This window comes from Siminovitchia thermophila, from assembly GCF_016909185.1.
GTDB lineage: Bacteria > Bacillota > Bacilli > Bacillales > Bacillaceae_C > Siminovitchia > Siminovitchia thermophila.
Genome location: NZ_JAFBFH010000013.1, coordinates 64,431 through 80,410 on the forward strand (window position 1 = coordinate 64,431; position 15,980 = coordinate 80,410).

Consider the following 15,980-nt stretch of genomic DNA (forward strand, 5'->3'; position numbering starts at 1 on the left):
GCTGTTTACAAATGTAAGCGTTGCACCATTCGTGTATAATGAAAAAAGAAATAGACAGACCGGAAATATCTGACCTATAAGGAGGTGCTTGAATGGAGCATAAAAAAAGATACAATGCTCTGGAATTGAAAACCCGTAAAGGGAATGTCCTGATCGAAGGACCTATTAGCAGCGAATCCCTCCAAGACATGGAGTTTCATAAAGATCTCATTTCTTTCCGCCCTCCCCAGAAACAGCAAGAAGCACTTGTTGAGATTGCCGCATTGCCCGAAGGACGCATCATTGTTGCCCGTGTCAACAATACAGTGGTCGGTTACGTCACATTCGTATATCCCGATCCGCTTGAGCGCTGGTCAGAGGGAAAAATGGATAATTTAATAGAGCTTGGAGCAATTGAAGTAATACCTGAATATCGTGGAGAAGGAATTGGGAAAGGCTTATTGAAAGTTTCCATGATGGATGACGCGATGGAAGATTATATTATCATTACAACGGAATATTATTGGCACTGGGATTTAAAAGGAACTGGCCTAAATGTGTGGGAATATCGAAAAGTGATGGAGAAAATGATGCAGGCCGGAGGCCTGGAATGGTATGCGACCGACGATCCGGAGATTTGTTCACACCCTGCCAACTGTCTCATGGCACGAATCGGAAAAAGGGTTGACCAGCGTTCAATAGAGCAGTTTGATCGTCTGCGATTTACGAACCGTTTAATGTATTAGCTTTAGTAATGAAAAGGAGTGGAGATGGATGATTGTCGAGCAAATCATGACGAAAAATGTATTGGTTCTTACGCCGGAAGACAATGTCAAGTCAGCCCTGTCCCTCATGCGTGAAAATAACATACGCCACCTTCCGCTAGTGAATAACGATGGAGAAATTGTCGGCCTTGTCACGGAACGTGATATTAAAAGCACCCTGCCTTCTTTTTTAAAAGGAGAAGCATTAAAGGAACACCTCGCCGCTTCTTTGTCCACCATCATGACGGAAAATGTGATTACAGGCCATCCTCTCGATTTTGTGGAAGAAGTGGCCGTCCTTTTCTACGATTATAAAATTGGCTGTCTGCCGATCATTCATGACCGGAAACTGGTCGGCATTATTACGAGCACTGATCTCCTGCACACGATGGTTGAATTAACCGGCGCCAATAAACCAGGGTCGCAACTGGAAATTCGGGTGAAAAATAAAACCGGAGTGCTATATGATGCGGCTGGAGTATTTCGCAAACATCGCGTCAATTTGCATAGTGTACTCGTTTATCCGGACCCAGATGACGATCAATATCAGATCCTCGTTTTCCGAATTGCCACGATCAATCCCATCCGGATGATTGAAGCTTTGAAAGAAGAAGGATTTGACGTACTATGGCCCAATCTGCCGGGGATATCATCATGAAAAAAGATTCAGTATTTATTTATTCGGATGAACTTTTAAAATATCGCTTTTCTGAACATCACCCGTTTAATCAGTTTCGGCTCACTCTAACAAACGATTTGCTAAAAAAAATGGGGGCACTTGCAGACGACGCTATCATTCCCCCCAGGAAAGCAACGGAGGAAGAGCTTCAGCTTAATCATGATCCGGCATTTATCCATGCAGTAAAGCAGGCAAGCAGTGGATATTTGCCGCCAAGCAGAGCGGAGAGTTTCGGGCTTGGAACCGAAGATACGCCCATCTTTGAAGGCATGCATGAAGCCAGCTCTTATATTGTCGGCGGAACGCTGACAGCTGTTGATTATGTGATGCAAGGAAAAGCGAACCACGCTTTGCATTTGGGCGGGGGGCTCCACCACGGATTTAAGGGAAAAGCTTCCGGATTTTGCATTTATAATGATAGTGCTGTAGCGATCAAATATATCCAAAAGAAATATGGCGCACGGGTTTTGTATATAGATACCGATGCCCACCACGGAGACGGCGTACAATGGTCCTTTTATGATGATGAAACAGTATGCACATTTTCCATTCACGAAACAGGAAGGTACTTGTTTCCCGGTACCGGTAGCACAAATGAATGGGGCCAGGGAAAAGGATATGGCTATTCTTTCAATATCCCACTGGATGCGTTTACAGAAGATGAATCTTTTATTTGGGCCTATTCTACGGCTTTGCGCGAGATTGTCGAATATTTCAAACCAGATGTTATTTTTTCCCAAAACGGTGCGGATGCCCACTATTTTGACCCACTGACACATTTGTCTGTCACCATGAATACATATCGGGAAATTCCGAAGCTGGAACATGCGCTTGCCCATGAGTATTGTGAGGGCAGGTGGATTTCCGTTGGCGGGGGCGGCTATGATATTTGGCGAGTCGTCCCTCGCGCTTGGTCCCTTATTTGGCTGGAAATGACAGGAAAACATGCTTCCGGTCCGCTACCCAAACAATGGCTGGATCGCTGGCAAAAGCTTGCTCCTTTTGAGCTGCCGAAAAATTGGGAAGATGAGCCAAATTTGTACAAGCCTATTCCGCGCAAGGAAGAAATTACACAAAAGAATGCACAAACAGTCGAGCGGGCCCTATATTTCCTACGCCAACAGTTGGAGAGGGAAAGAAAAAAAGGAGATGTCCAATAAGGTGAATTTTCAACCTTGGACATCTCTCTTGATTGGCACATTTTAGTGGAAAAATCGAAGCATAACGGTTTATTCTTTCGTAGACCCTCTTGTTTCCAGACGGTGTGGAAGAACAACAACGTTATCCTGTACTTTTTCTTTGTTCATATATTTTGTTAGCAGCCTCATGGAAACAGCCCCAATATCATAGAGCGGCTGCACGATTGTTGTCAATTGCGGGCGCACCATCAATGTGAGCTTTGTATTATCAGAAGTGATTACTTCCAGGTCATTTGGTATCGATAAGCCGTCATCTTGGGCACCGTGCAGGACACCAAGGGCCATTTCATCATCACCCGATACAACCGCTGTTGGTCTCGGGTCAAGTTGCTTCATTTTTTGCCACGCCTCAAGCCCGGTATCATACGTATATTCGCCTTCAATGACATATTCCTCTTTGAATTCCAATCCTGCTTGTTCCATTGCTTCCTTATAACCCACAAGCTTATGCCCATGATTAATTAAATCACGCATCGGCCCCATCACAAATGCGATGTTTTTATGCCCCTTTTCAATAAAATGCGTTGTCGCATCAAACGTAGCTTGTCTGTAGTCAATATTGACAGAAGGAAGCGAATTGGAAGACTCGATTGAACCCGCAAGCACGATCGGAACAGGAGACCGCTTTAACTCCTGGACAAATTCATCTGTAATATTTTGGCTCATGACGACAATACCATCTACTTGCTTTCCAAGCATCGTATTTAGCAAATGCAATTCTTTGTTTACATTTTGGTCTGAATTGCTCAAAATAATATTGTATTTATACATGGTCGCAATGTCTTCAATCCCGCGGGCAAGCTCTGCGTAAAAAATATTTGCGACATCTGGTATAATTACCCCAACCGTTGTTGTCTTTTTACTCGCAAGTCCACGCGCTACCGCATTTGGCCGGTATTCCAATCTATCGATTACTTCCAGTACTTTTTTCCTCGTGGCGGGCTTCACATTTGGATTTCCGTTGACCACCCTTGATACGGTCGCCATTGAAACATTTGCTTCCCTTGCCACATCATATATTGTTACATTCATCTTCTTCACTCTCCTGTTCAAAGCTTGCCACACGATGTATTTTCATTTATCCCGCATGTAAGGTTCCGTAAGACTCCCACTTCAAGAACTGAGTTGATACAAAAGGTCTAAGTGGGAGAAAACGGCACCTAAATGCCCGATTGGTTCAACTAACATTCAGTAGGAGATGGAAGAAAACTACTACTGAATGAAGTTTCACTGTATCCCGCATGTAATCTACCGTAATACTCCTACTTCAAGAACTGAGTTGTAACAAAAGATCTAAGTGGGAGAAAACGGCACCTAAATGCCCAATTGGTTCAACTAACATTCAGTAGGAGATGGAAGAAAACTACTACTGAATGAAGTTTCACCTTTATTATATACATTTTTCACTTCTTTCATAATCATACGCCAAAAAGCCATCCTGTTGCAAACCTTTTCACCTCTCGTCAATAAATTTTCATAACTTTTCTTTCACAAACGGAATTTGACAAAAAAGTTCGACTGTTGTCCATTTTTGGAGCACTGTTTTGCTTTGCGAAAAGCGACTTTTACCTCTCTGATGTACGATCGTTTCAAGTAGAAGACAGCGAGGCAGAACATCCCTGTTATTTGTAATGTCGGCAACACAAATCCATGAGAAATCGTAAAGTTGATATGTAACAACGTGAGTACAATCACTTCCTCATCAGATTATTGCCAACCCCTCCATCCATTTCGTGACACTGTTGCGTATTCCAATCAATTCCGAGTGGATTTGCTATTCATCATCCTTTTGAAGGTTTCCCCCAGTAACGTTCGGTTAATACGTTGACTTTATCAAAAACTGATAGAAAATTCAATCTTATTTTATGGATCAGCACCGAACAATCATTATTGTAACGCAGGATTGATGTCGTTATTCCGTGAGAGTCCTTCCCCTTTGATCGATCCGTACTATTATTAGCTTAAAAATGGTAACCATTCATGTTTCTTAATTATGGCCATTCACTATGTTCCTAAACGAAATTCCTCTATCAAAGCATTGCTGCTTTTATCCAGGACATCATTGTAGCTATACCCTTTGAGCAGGAAAAAGTAACAGCGTTTTTTATTCAATTGATTATCTTGTCCATAGTATTACGTTTTCAATGGCGTTTTTCTCACTTTACAAGTATAATTCGATAAACAACGCCATCTTGTATAAAATTAAAAACTGTTAAAATGGGTGGGACACAAACAATCGAAAAGGGGAGTTCCATATGGAAAAGGAAAAACCGTCTTTGGAAGAATTACTGTCGCAAGTCACCGAGGAAAATAAACATGAAAAAATTGATTTCGGAATAGTTGGAAAGGAATTAATTTGACAGGAAAGAGATGACCTTTAAAACCGGCTTGAACGAGACGGGAATTGGAAGTTGCTAGATTGACAGAAATTTTTTTCAAACTGGCCACGCGCTGGCGATCGAGAAACGAAATATCAGAGAAACACTTAAACTATCCCCATAAAGGGCAACCCCCGCCTTTCTTTGTCCAATTAAATAGACAGGCAACTTTTATCAAGCCGCCTGTCTATTTTTTAAGGGTTCATGGATTTATTGACTTTTTCCGCCAGTTGCTCAGCCTTCTCCGCTACTTCATCGCTGGCTTCGTTTGCCGCGGTTTGAGCTTGATCGGCAGCTCCTTTGGCATTTTCCGCGGTAAGGTCAACTGTACGATGGGCCGTTTCCTGCATTTGGTTCGCTCCGTCTTTAGCGGCTTCTGCCATCGTATTCGTTGTTTCTTTCGCCGTGTTGCGGAACTGACCCGCTTTCTCCTTTACCGTGTCTGCCAAATTGCTGCCTTTATCCATTGCGGCTTGGCGGAGCTGGTTCGTTTTTTCAACGGCCGTCGTGGTAAGATCACTGCTTTTTTCCATGACGGTTTCCTTCCATCCACTTGATTTATCCTTTAGTACATCCATTTGTTCACTCAAATCACTTCTCAATTCCCTGCCTGACTTTGGAGCCATCAATAATGCGGTTGCAGCTCCTACGATACTGCCGATGATCACACCTGTTAAAAAATTACCAGTATTATTGTCATGATTACCCATCTATTTCTCATCCTTCCTCAAATTGGTATGATTGATTTATCCTCTTCCGCCTTCCAACTGTTGAGTATGGATCATTACTTCAGACTTGGCTTCTTCACTTTGCTTGGCTTTTTTCTTTGTAAACCATTTATCCTTAATCTCTTTTGCGACTGCTCCCCATTGTAAAGCTTGGGCAATCTTGTCCTCATTTTTCACAACTGTAGAAGAGACCGTTTTCGTCACTCTTTGCAGCGATGTGTTGAGGTCCACCACAGTGTCGCCAACCCCTTGTACGGCGGTTCCCACACCTTTCACCGCATCTACAACTGTATCGAGTTTTTCTACTTTCACTTGAATATCATCAGCAAGGGCGTTCGTCTTATGTAATAGCATTGTTGTCTCGCCTGTTACACCCTTTAATTGGTTTTCAAGCCCATCTAAGGTTGTAGAAACACTTTCCATCGTTTCTTTCATTGCCTTTAATGTTTTCGTCAAACTAATGACAAGAATGAAAAATGCAATAGCAATTAAGGCAACGCTTAAATAAAGAATGATACTCATTCACTCCACACCTCCTGTATACAACATTTCCTACCCTAGTTTGTCCAAGGATAAACTCTTTTAACAATCTTCTTGATGCAAACATGCTTGTTCTTTTTCTCTTTACATATTATAAGGAAACCGCCCCCCAAAGGCGGTTTCATTGTGCTTTTTTTAACTGTTGCTGCAATAGATTTTCATATGCTATCTGGAATTTCTGAATGTCTCCAGCCCCCATAAAAAGGAGTACGGAATCATCCAACAATAAAAGCGGGGAAGTATCATCTTCCTGTAGTATCTCGGCACCTTCAATTTTGGCTTTTAAGTCATTGATGGAAAGCTCTCCCTGGTTTTCCCTGGCGGAGCCGAAGATATCGCATAAATATACTTTATCGGCTTCACCCAAACTTTCCCCAAATTCACGTAAAAACGTTTGTGTTCTGGTAAAAGTATGCGGTTGAAAGACGGCAACGATCGGTTTATCAGGATACTTCTGCCTGGCTGCATTTATCGTCGCTTTAATTTCAACTGGATGATGGGCATAGTCATCTACAAGAATCTGGCTTCCCATTTGTTTTTCGGTAAAACGGCGCTTGACACCGTTGAACGTTTTCAGTTGCTTCTGCAAAATCTTACAATCAATTTGCTCGTAGTGGCATAAGGCGATGACCGCAAGAGCATTTAAAATATTATGGTCACCATATGTTGGAATTTCAAATGTCGCATAAAAATGATTGCGAACGAAGACATCAAACTTTGTTCCGGCCGTCGATTTTATCATATTCCGGGCTTGGAAGTCATTTCCGTCGCCAAAACCGTAAAAAAGCACCGGCACTTTCGCTTGTATCTTTTGAAGTTGTTCATCATCCCCGTAAGCGATAATCGCTTTGTTGACCTGCAGAGCCATTTCCTGAAACGCACTAAAAACATCACCCACATCGGAAAAATAGTCTGGATGGTCAAAATCAATATTGGTCATGATGGCATAATCTGGATGGTATGATAAAAAATGTCTTCGGTATTCACAGGCTTCAAAGATAAAATAGACAGCCTCTTTATCCCCTTTGCCGGTCCCGTCTCCAATCAGATACGAAACGGGCTTGACACCTTGCATAACATGGGCAAGCAGACCGGTCGTAGAGGTTTTCCCATGCGATCCCGTTACGCCTATACTCACAAACTGTTCCATGTATTCGGCAATGAATGTGTGATAACGGATCACTTCTACCCCTTGACTTAACGCCTCATCTATTTCTTCATGTGAATCAGGAAAAGCATTGCCGGCGATGACTTTCATGCCCGGTCTAATATTTTCACGTTGAAAAGGTAATATTTTTATTTTTAGGTGTTCCAGAGCCTCTTGGGTAAAGAAATATTTTTCCACATCCGATCCCTGCACTTTATAACCCGAATGATGGAGAATTTGTGCAAGAGCGCTCATTCCGGAACCTTTAATACCGACGAAATGGTATACAGTCATAGCAGAACCTCCAGCGATCGTCTATCTGTATGTATTATATGAAGTGGAAAACTTTTTGCTCAAAGGTCTTTCTGGAATTGACTGCTCATTATATTATGAGCTTCCGACAACATTCATATGTATGAACAGATAGGTTTTTGTATTGTGTCATTATACCATTGTTTCCAAATGGGAACCAATGGTAAAGCGGCTTGGGGAAATTTTCCTTTTAATCACAAACTTTTTCAAGCCGCGGATTGGGACGGTGCCTTCTTCCTGCTTTTGCGGAAGGCTTTCCATTTAACATGACGCAGTCCCCGGTAAAACCGGTGTTAATTTTTAATAAACTGCTGCCGATACCATACATGTCAACCGGTACACCAGCTTTTTCAAACTCCGCTATTCTCTCTTCATTAAATCCGCCAGAAACAACAATTTTCACATGGTGAAATCCCTCGTCATCCAGCGCTTTTCGCAAAGCAAAAATAAGATTCGCGTTAACCCCGCGAGGATCAAAGGTGCCAAGTAAATGTTGGTTTCTCAGGAAGTATTTGTCAATCATAGTCCGGGACGTATCGACTCTTACTCCTTTTAATTCCGACCCAAATTCACGGGCAAGTTTTAAAGAATCGGTTATCACGTCGTTATTATAATCAACAAGCGAAACGAGTTCATCCTCCGGAAACGTCTCTTTATATGCTTTGGTGGCGGCAACGATATCGCCGTTAAAAAGCTGAATCAAGGCATGTGGCATCGTTCCCATTCCTTCTTTTCCCCACCATTCATTCATGGCCGGTGTGGCCTGGGCTGTTGATCCGCCAATATAAGCCGCATATCCGTCTCCCGCCTGCTGTGTGAAATGATCATCACGGTCCCCCATAAAGATGACGGGTTTTTGTTTTCCAGAAATGGCCGCGGCCTTTGATACATTATACACGTTTGTCGCAACCGAAGTTCTTCTGGAAAGAATACCGTCAATGATCCCTTCTAAAAAACCAAAATCCTGATATGGTCCCTTAATTGTTAACACTGTTTCAAAGGGAGTGATTTTATCTCCGTCTTTCAATGAATATATTTCCAAGTTTTCAGGATGATCGGCGAAGCATTTCACGAGCGCGATCGCTTCATCCGTTCCGCATAACACAGCATGTTTTCTTTGGAAAAACTGCATTAATACAGTATTGTCTTGTTTGTAACGCTTGGCAATTTCCCTCGTTTTTAAAAAATAAACTGCAGAGAACCACCCATCTTTCACTCGTTCATCAAACTTAAACGTTTCATTTGTAAGCCGTTTGATTTTTCCCTGCAGCTTTAAATCAATTTCCTTCATCGCAAATACTCCTTGTGTCATCGTCTGCCCAATAGGATAAAAAACAGGCATTGAGCGATCCACAAATAGAATACCATTTTCTTCACTATTGTACTAGCGAATCTTTTAACGAATGTAAATCTTCTTCTTTGATGAGGACATCTCGCGGACGGCTGCCACGTGCTCCCGTAATCACCCCGCGTTCCTCCATCATTTCCATTAATCTGGCAGCCCGATTATAGCCAATCCGGAATTGTCTTTGCAATAATGAAGTAGATGCATGGCCCTGTTTGATGACAAATTCGCACGCCTCCACAAACAGTTCATCTTCATTTTCCTGTAGCTCGGCTTTTTTTAACAGTTCTTCCTGTTTAAACAAATATTGCGGTTCCCCCTGATCTCGCACGTGTTCAATGACACGGTCGATTTCTTCATCTGATACGAATGTTCCCTGAAGGCGGACAGGTTTGACGGAACCGTTATTTAAAAACAACATGTCGCCACGCCCCAACAGTTTTTCTGCTCCGCTTACATCGATGACAGTCCGCGAATCGACTTGTGAAGAAACGGAAAATGCGATTCTCGTTGGGACATTTGCTTTGATCAGGCCAGTAATGACGTCAACGGAAGGCCTCTGTGTCGCGATTAAAAGATGAATTCCGCACGCCCGCGCTTTTTGGGCAATCCGGCATATCGACTCTTCGACTTCCGCTGGCGCTACCATCATCAAATCAGCCAGCTCATCAATGATAATCACAATATACGGCAATTTGTCGCTGTATTTTCCATTCTTTTCAGCCACTTTGTTAAATCGGTTTATATCCCGTACATTTGCATGGACGAACAACTCATAGCGGTGTTCCATTTCATCCACTGCCCATTTTAAAGCGGCGGTTGCCGCTTTTACATCAGTAATCACCGGGCTGACTAGGTGAGGAATATAGTTATACGGCGCGAGTTCCACCATTTTTGGGTCAACAAGCAGCAATTTTAACTCATCCGGCCTTGCTTTATACAGAAGGCTGACAAGAATGGAGTTGATGCATACGCTTTTTCCTGATCCAGTGGCGCCAGCAATGAGACCATGCGGCATTTTTCTCAAGTCCGTGACGACAGGAGCCCCAGATATATCTAATCCAAGAGCCGCTGTTAAAGGGGACGGAGAGCGAAAGAATGTGTCGCTCCCGATAATTTCACTGATTTGCACCGGACGGCTTTGTTTATTCGGCAATTCAATCCCGATGGAACGAGTTCCTGGTATCGGAGCTTCCATCCGAATATCCCTGGCCGCCATGCTCAGTTTAATGTCGTTGCTTAAATTCGTAATCTTGTTCACTTTCACGCCCGGGTCCGGCTGCACTTCAAATCGCGTTACGGAAGGGCCTTGGCTCGCTTTGACGACTCGGGCCTTGACATTAAAATTTTCCAAAGTTTCATCCAAAAGTGCCGACTGTTCGTTTACCCAGTCCTCATCATTTGTCCTGGCCACTGGAGGCTCAAGCAAATCAATTCGTGGAAAAACATATGACAATGAATGTCCATCGTTCGTTTCTTTCGACTCATCGGCTGACGATTTGCCCGGAATAGGAGAACGAGAATGAGCCGCTTCTTTGTTTTTTTGTTTCTGCCATTTGAGTTTATCCTGGGAAAGCATCAATACATTGAATGGCAAATGAGCCCTTTGTTTACTTTTGGATGTTTGGGCAGGCTCTTCGCGCTTCTTTTCTTCTTGGTTCGAAGAGCGGCTATCTTCTGGTTGCTGTACTCCGCTTTCAAAGTCAGTGCGCTTTTCCGCATTCTCCTGTTCTTCTAATGCCAGTGCTGTATGGGTCTTTTCTGTCTGATCTTGAATTAGGGACTCAACTTCTATAGATTCAGTTTGCGCAATCTTATCTTCAGCGTCCCCGATAGATGGAACTTTTTCGGTTGGTGAATCAAGGGTCGTGTCTGAATCCATGGTCTCAACATATTCGTCAACTTTTGCAGAAGAGGATGATTCGCTATAGGTTGTTGCATTAAGTTCCTTTTCGTCATCCACTTTGATATCTACTGGTGTTTTTTCCAACTTATTCTTCATAAGCACCGATTCATCATGATTCTCTGCAAATTCGTGTAGATCTTCGCTTTCTGTATCAGTTTTAAATGGCTTCTCTTGCCATGGCACTGGTTCCAATGCCGAGGCGGCTTCCTGAATAGCCTTTTCTTCTTCAGGAAATTCTATATCCGGAATTTCCTCTTCAAAAGGGTCTTCCTCGATATTTTCATGAGCCGGAAAAATTTCCACTTCCGAGTCCTGATTTGAACCGGAATTAAAGCCTGAATGTGTTTCAAATTCGTTCTTCAATTCTTCTTCTTTCACTTCTTCGCTAAACTGGCGGGAAAAAGAAGCCGTCAATTCAAATTCAGGGGCATTGTTTCTCTGTTTTTTGGGACGATGGAAGCCGTGAACTGGCGAAGGTATATTCGTCGGCTCAAAAGGCCGGCTGTTTTTTGGTTCAACCTTGCGCCACCCCTCTTTTACATATGGTTGCTCCCGGCTCTCCTTTGGGACGGACTGGGCAACGCGCTTTTGATCGGTTCTGCCCGTTTTGATCTCAGGGGAACGAGGAGACGGATGTTTAGATTGATTTTGTTCCTTACGTTCTGTCCGACTTTTTTGAGGCGGATCTTTGATTAAGGGGAAACGAAATTCTCCCTTCGGATATTGGTACGTTACGCGTGTTTTCATTTCAGTATGCTGTTTGCTCTTGTGAAGTTCATTGGCAGCAACATGTTCCTTTGTATCTTCAATCATTTCTTCTTCAGAAAAAAAAGTTGAAAGAAATTTTTTCCACCACTTCAATTATGATCACACTTTCCATTTGTGATTTTTTCTTTTTATTTTGTACAAATACTGCCAGCCTTCATTATAACAAATAATGCATAGAAATTGATTCGTTTGGAACATTAAAAAAGAATTACAGATTTGACAAGGAGGGGACAACATGAAATTTTTAAAGCCCATTATCGGTGCAGGATTAATCTCGTTAATGCTTGTAGGTTGCGGTGCCAATAATGATAATCACGATCGATTCGGCAGTGATGATAATCAGCCGCTCGGAGTTCGTTATGATCCTCAAAACAACCGTGACGGAATTTTTGATAATGATGATGGTCTCGGTGTTGATGACAACAGCGATAATCGAACCAACGTCAACAACACGAATAACGGAAACAATAATAACCAAAACGTTGATGTTGCCGATGATGTTGCTGACAAAATTACAGGGCTGGATGAAGTGGAGCGGGCATATGTGCTTGTCACAAACCGCAACGCCTATGTGGCTGTAAAACTAACCGACCGTGCCAACAACAAGTTGACTAGGGATACGGAAAGAAAAATCGCCAAGGAAGCAAGAAAAGCGAACGATCGCCTTGATAATGTGTACGTTTCGGAAAACCCGGATTTTTATAACCGGATGGAAGGTTACCGAAATGACATTAACAATGGCCGGCCTGTTAGTGGTTTCTTTGATGAATTTACAGAAACAATCAGGCGCGTTTTTCCGAATGCCAGATAAAACAGGAAAGGACTTCCCCGTTATGAATGCGGGAAGTCCTGTTCAATGCTTCCATTTCCTGAAGCTTTCATTTGCTCGGAGCCTTCTTCATAGTTCACGGCAATATTTACGACCACTCGTGCATCATGCGGCCATTTTGCCTGAAGTCCTTCACGGACATCCCCAATATAATCCTGCTTTGGCCCTCGGACTTGAAAGAACTTTAACTTTTTCACCCACACGACTCCCTTATTTACTCAAACTGGGAATAACACTTTGCTGATTACTTTCCACGAATGATTTTATGTAGTTCCCCGTACTTTGTCCGCATACTTTTCATATATCGGTTCCACCGCATCCTTGAATGGTTCATGATCTATGTCTTCAATGATCTCCATGCCATTTTCCTTTGCTGTCATTCTATACTCTTTTTTCAACTTTTGGACAACTCACGCTGATAGGTTCCGGCTTTTTTTGAAGCATCCAGCAAAATCTGTTGCGTATCGTCAGGAAGCGATTCAAACTTCTTTTTGTTCATAAGGATCATGCCAAACGAGTACATGTGAATTGTTATCGCTCTATAAGAAAGCGCTCCCTTTTTTCTCTTGCTGTTTTTCTTTATCATTGCTAAACATCCTGTTGCGACTGGTTAGGCAAAAGCCCCGTCCAGATTAAGATTAAATAACCGAGCAACACCGTAAATAACATCGGGATTCTCGCTCTTGTGGCGATACGATTAAACCCAATATCACCATCGCCGCGATGACTGGTTCCTGAAACATTTTATTCCTCCTTTGATTTGAAACCTAGTGAATTCTGTAAACAGAATGGCATACGAATCCAAAGCTTAACCCCAACCTCCAGAGCATTTTCATCTATATTAAATTTAGGATGATGATGGGGAAAATTTTCTTTATAATCAGGATGGCCGGCCCCTATGCCTATGAAGCAACCAGGAACTTTCTGTAAATAAGCAGAAAAATCTTCCCCGCCCATTATTGGAGGCGCTTCCAAAATCGAGGAAAAACCAAATGTTTCTTGAACCAACTGTTTTATTTTCAACGTCATATCCGGATCATTGTATACGGAATCGTATCCATATTGATAATGATAATCGTATGAAGCCCCATGCGCTTTTACGACTCCTGACGCAATTTTCTCGATTTGCAATGCGATTTTCTCGCGAACCCCCTTGGAAAAAGTTCTCACGCTGCCGCCAATTTGAACAGTTTCCGGGATAATGTTTTTAGCTGTTCCTCCCTTAAACTCAGTTATGGATACTACCGCTCTTTCAGCCGGGTCAATCTTTCGTGAAATAATATGTTGCAAATTATTAACGACCTGTGCTCCAATTGCAATCGGGTCGATTGTTTCCTGCGGCTCTGACGAATGGCCCCCTTTGCCGATAATATGTAAGTCGAATATGTCGGAATTAGCTGTAAAGATTCCGGATTTAATGGATATTGTTCCGGTTGGTATTGGAGAAAATAAATGCATCCCAACTATTTCACTCACACCATGTAATACACCAGCCTCCACTAATTCTTTTGCCCCGCCTGGAAACTGCTCCTCAGCATGTTGAAACAAGAATATGATTTTTCCCGGTATATCTTGTTGAATATGAGAAAGAAACTTTGCCGCGCCCAGCAACATGGCTGTATGCCCATCATGGCCACACGCATGCATGACTCCCTTGTTTTGAGAAGCAAATGATAAGCCAGTCTCTTCTTCTATCGGCAAAGCATCCATATCTGCTCGAAAAGCAATGGTTTTTCCGGGTAATCCCCCAGTCAATGTTGCCATTACACTTGTCTCAGTTGGCCTTGTAACTTCTAGATTATTGAAGTTACTCAACGTTTTATAAACAAATTGGGAAGTTTGCTTTTCTTTATATGATAGTTCAGGATATTTATGAAGATGTCTTCTCCATTTAACGACTTCATCGATATAGGAGCTGATGTCTACCTGATTAAAAACTGTCTTTTCCATCAGTTTTTCCCCTTTCACCATATGCCGCGCTAACAGCATATTATTTTCTCACCATAAAACAATGTGTATTGGTGTTGATCAAGTTATGGTTCCGATCCATTTCAAATCCGTAAATGATCAGTTCTTCTGACTTGTCAGCACTTCGCAAGATAATCTTCTGCCGTCAACCTTACAACGGAGTTGGTCACCAATTGTACCCTCATACAAACCTCCATTCCACCGGGATTCGTTTTCTTTATTGCTTTTGCGCACCAATTTTTAAGGGCTCATTATTGTTTATTCAATTCTGGCCGCTTCCATGATGGAAAGCTACATTTGAAAGCTTTTTCTTTTATCAGACTCAAATCTCAAAATTTTGGAAGAAAGAAACTATCCAAATAGATCGATCTGCAGACAAACAGATTTTGCCTGTCTGTTTGTCGTTGAATGAATTGTTCATGAAGTCAAAATGTTTACTCCAGTAAACAATATAATCTCCAGCCTACTTATTGACAACAGCCCAAAAAGGTTGCTGTAGACCCACTCGACTGTTGGTTGCTATCATAAGATGAACAAGCGGGAAGGAATGATATGTATGTCTCAGCAGTCTTATGAAAACCTCAAAATGGGTGAGCGTGGGGCCATTTTGAGTATTGGCGCGTACATTTTTCTTTCAATTCTCAAACTGTATTTCGGTTATACGGCCGGTTCAGAGGCTCTAAAAGCGGACGGCCTGAATAATACCACTGATATAGCAGCATCCATCGCCGTATTGATCGGATTGAAGCTTTCCCAAAAACCACCCGATAAAGACCACCGATACGGCCATTGGAAAAGTGAAACGATCGCCTCTATGACAGCTTCATTCATTATGCTCGGAGTCGGAATTCAGGTGTTAAATAGCGCTTTTAAGACGATCATCCATGGCCAAAATGAGCCTCCTGATACGATAGCCGCCTATGTTGCACTCTTTTCAGCCGCGGTCATGTACTTCGTATATGTGTACAACAAAAGATTGGCAAAGAAAATACGCAGCACCGCGGTTATGGCAGCTGCCAAAGATAATCTTTCTGATGCCTGGGTCAGCATTGGAACCGTTGTGGCGATCATTGGTTCCCAATTTCGCATGCCCTTGCTCGATTCCATCACCGCCTTTATTGTCGGGTTACTCATATGCAAAACGGCGTGGGATATTTTTAAACAGGCATCCCACGAGCTTTCTGATGGCTTTGATGAGAATAAAATTTCCTTGTACAAAAAGGAAATGAGAAAAGTGGATGGAGTAAAAGGAATTAAAGAAGTAAAAGGGAGGAACTACGGAAGTAATGAAGTGATCGATGTCGTAATCCTCGTAGACCAAACGTTGGATATTCAAGAAGCGCATAACATTGCCACACTTGTGGAGGAAAAAATGAAAAACGAACACGGAGTGTACGATGTCCATGTTCACGTTGAACCGGAGCCAAATGAATAGCCG

At 42.5% G+C, this 15,980-nt stretch carries 14 protein-coding genes; 5 read left to right on the forward strand and 9 right to left on the reverse strand.

All coding sequences use genetic code 11. The annotated features are described in order from the left end of the window. Window positions 1-92 precede the first annotated feature (92 nt). From JOC94_RS10620 to JOC94_RS10630, 3 genes are read left to right on the forward strand one after another with little or no spacing between them, the layout of a single operon-like run. Window positions 93-725, forward strand: coding sequence for a GNAT family N-acetyltransferase (locus JOC94_RS10620; protein WP_077110773.1), 633 nt, complete (start codon window positions 93-95; stop codon window positions 723-725). 28 nt (window positions 726-753) lie between these two features. Further along, window positions 754-1,401 (forward strand): acetoin utilization AcuB family protein, encoded by a 648-nt coding sequence (locus JOC94_RS10625; RefSeq protein WP_205179290.1) that lies wholly within the window; start codon window positions 754-756, stop codon window positions 1,399-1,401. Continuing rightward, window positions 1,398-2,582, forward strand: coding sequence for an acetoin utilization protein AcuC (locus JOC94_RS10630; RefSeq protein ID WP_077110862.1), 1,185 nt, complete (start codon window positions 1,398-1,400; stop codon window positions 2,580-2,582). The genes JOC94_RS10625 and JOC94_RS10630 overlap by 4 nt, the downstream gene beginning before the upstream one ends. Before the next feature lie 69 nt (window positions 2,583-2,651). Here the strand turns inward: JOC94_RS10630 and ccpA are convergent, their stop codons facing one another. The 6 genes from ccpA to JOC94_RS10660 form a co-directional block, all read right to left on the reverse strand. Then, on the reverse strand, window positions 2,652-3,653 hold the full coding sequence (ccpA, locus tag JOC94_RS10635) for a catabolite control protein A (RefSeq protein ID WP_077110770.1): 1,002 nt from the start codon (window positions 3,651-3,653) through the stop codon (window positions 2,652-2,654). Between the two features lie 1,540 nt (window positions 3,654-5,193). Then, a complete protein-coding gene (locus JOC94_RS10640) occupies window positions 5,194-5,709 on the reverse strand; it encodes a YtxH domain-containing protein (protein ID WP_077110768.1) in 516 nt (171 codons plus the stop codon). 36 nt (window positions 5,710-5,745) lie between these two features. Then, on the reverse strand, window positions 5,746-6,249 hold the full coding sequence (locus tag JOC94_RS10645) for a DUF948 domain-containing protein (RefSeq protein ID WP_077110766.1): 504 nt from the start codon (window positions 6,247-6,249) through the stop codon (window positions 5,746-5,748). 139 nt (window positions 6,250-6,388) lie between these two features. Then, entirely contained in the window at window positions 6,389-7,708 is a 1,320-nt protein-coding gene (gene murC, locus JOC94_RS10650) for a UDP-N-acetylmuramate--L-alanine ligase (protein ID WP_077110764.1), read from the reverse strand. A gap of 208 nt (window positions 7,709-7,916) precedes the next feature. Continuing rightward, window positions 7,917-9,017 (reverse strand): nicotinate phosphoribosyltransferase, encoded by a 1,101-nt coding sequence (locus JOC94_RS10655; RefSeq protein WP_077110762.1) that lies wholly within the window; start codon window positions 9,015-9,017, stop codon window positions 7,917-7,919. Between the two features lie 85 nt (window positions 9,018-9,102). Beyond that, complete coding sequence (locus JOC94_RS10660; protein WP_408021914.1) at window positions 9,103-11,838, reverse strand: DNA translocase FtsK; 2,736 nt, start codon at window positions 11,836-11,838, stop codon at window positions 9,103-9,105. Between the two features lie 142 nt (window positions 11,839-11,980). Between JOC94_RS10660 and JOC94_RS10665 the strand changes: the two genes are divergently transcribed. After that, window positions 11,981-12,556, forward strand: a complete 576-nt coding sequence (locus tag JOC94_RS10665) for a YhcN/YlaJ family sporulation lipoprotein (RefSeq protein WP_077110761.1) — start codon at window positions 11,981-11,983, stop codon at window positions 12,554-12,556. 20 nt (window positions 12,557-12,576) lie between these two features. On the opposite strand, the gene JOC94_RS10670 is transcribed toward JOC94_RS10665, so the two are convergent. From JOC94_RS10670 to JOC94_RS10680, 3 genes are all read right to left on the reverse strand, one after another. After that, window positions 12,577-12,771 carry a hypothetical protein gene (locus JOC94_RS10670; protein ID WP_077110759.1) on the reverse strand — a complete coding sequence of 65 codons (195 nt, stop codon included), beginning with the start codon at window positions 12,769-12,771 and terminating at the stop codon, window positions 12,577-12,579. Window positions 12,772-12,968: 197 nt separating this feature from the next. Beyond that, window positions 12,969-13,160 (reverse strand): hypothetical protein, encoded by a 192-nt coding sequence (locus JOC94_RS10675; protein WP_077110757.1) that lies wholly within the window; start codon window positions 13,158-13,160, stop codon window positions 12,969-12,971. A 158-nt stretch (window positions 13,161-13,318) separates the two neighbouring features. Continuing rightward, window positions 13,319-14,524 (reverse strand): amidohydrolase, encoded by a 1,206-nt coding sequence (locus tag JOC94_RS10680; RefSeq protein ID WP_077110858.1) that lies wholly within the window; start codon window positions 14,522-14,524, stop codon window positions 13,319-13,321. A gap of 574 nt (window positions 14,525-15,098) precedes the next feature. Here JOC94_RS10680 and JOC94_RS10685 point away from each other — a divergent pair. After that, window positions 15,099-15,977, forward strand: coding sequence for a cation diffusion facilitator family transporter (locus tag JOC94_RS10685; RefSeq protein WP_205179292.1), 879 nt, complete (start codon window positions 15,099-15,101; stop codon window positions 15,975-15,977). The last annotated feature ends 3 nt before the right edge of the window (window positions 15,978-15,980 follow it).

Coding starts and splice junctions, on each gene's coding strand:
- JOC94_RS10655 (WP_077110762.1), bottom strand. CDS start 9,017: ATGAAGGAAATTGATTTAAAGCTGCAGGGAAAAATCAAACGGCTTACA.
- JOC94_RS10685 (WP_205179292.1), top strand. CDS start 15,099: ATGTCTCAGCAGTCTTATGAAAACCTCAAAATGGGTGAGCGTGGGGCC.
- JOC94_RS10675 (WP_077110757.1), bottom strand. CDS start 13,160: ATGATAAAGAAAAACAGCAAGAGAAAAAAGGGAGCGCTTTCTTATAGA.
- murC (WP_077110764.1), bottom strand. CDS start 7,708: ATGACTGTATACCATTTCGTCGGTATTAAAGGTTCCGGAATGAGCGCT.
- JOC94_RS10680 (WP_077110858.1), bottom strand. CDS start 14,524: ATGGAAAAGACAGTTTTTAATCAGGTAGACATCAGCTCCTATATCGAT.
- ccpA (WP_077110770.1), bottom strand. CDS start 3,653: ATGAATGTAACAATATATGATGTGGCAAGGGAAGCAAATGTTTCAATG.
- JOC94_RS10620 (WP_077110773.1), top strand. CDS start 93: ATGGAGCATAAAAAAAGATACAATGCTCTGGAATTGAAAACCCGTAAA.
- JOC94_RS10665 (WP_077110761.1), top strand. CDS start 11,981: ATGAAATTTTTAAAGCCCATTATCGGTGCAGGATTAATCTCGTTAATG.
- JOC94_RS10630 (WP_077110862.1), top strand. CDS start 1,398: ATGAAAAAAGATTCAGTATTTATTTATTCGGATGAACTTTTAAAATAT.
- JOC94_RS10625 (WP_205179290.1), top strand. CDS start 754: ATGATTGTCGAGCAAATCATGACGAAAAATGTATTGGTTCTTACGCCG.
- JOC94_RS10645 (WP_077110766.1), bottom strand. CDS start 6,249: ATGAGTATCATTCTTTATTTAAGCGTTGCCTTAATTGCTATTGCATTT.
- JOC94_RS10640 (WP_077110768.1), bottom strand. CDS start 5,709: ATGGGTAATCATGACAATAATACTGGTAATTTTTTAACAGGTGTGATC.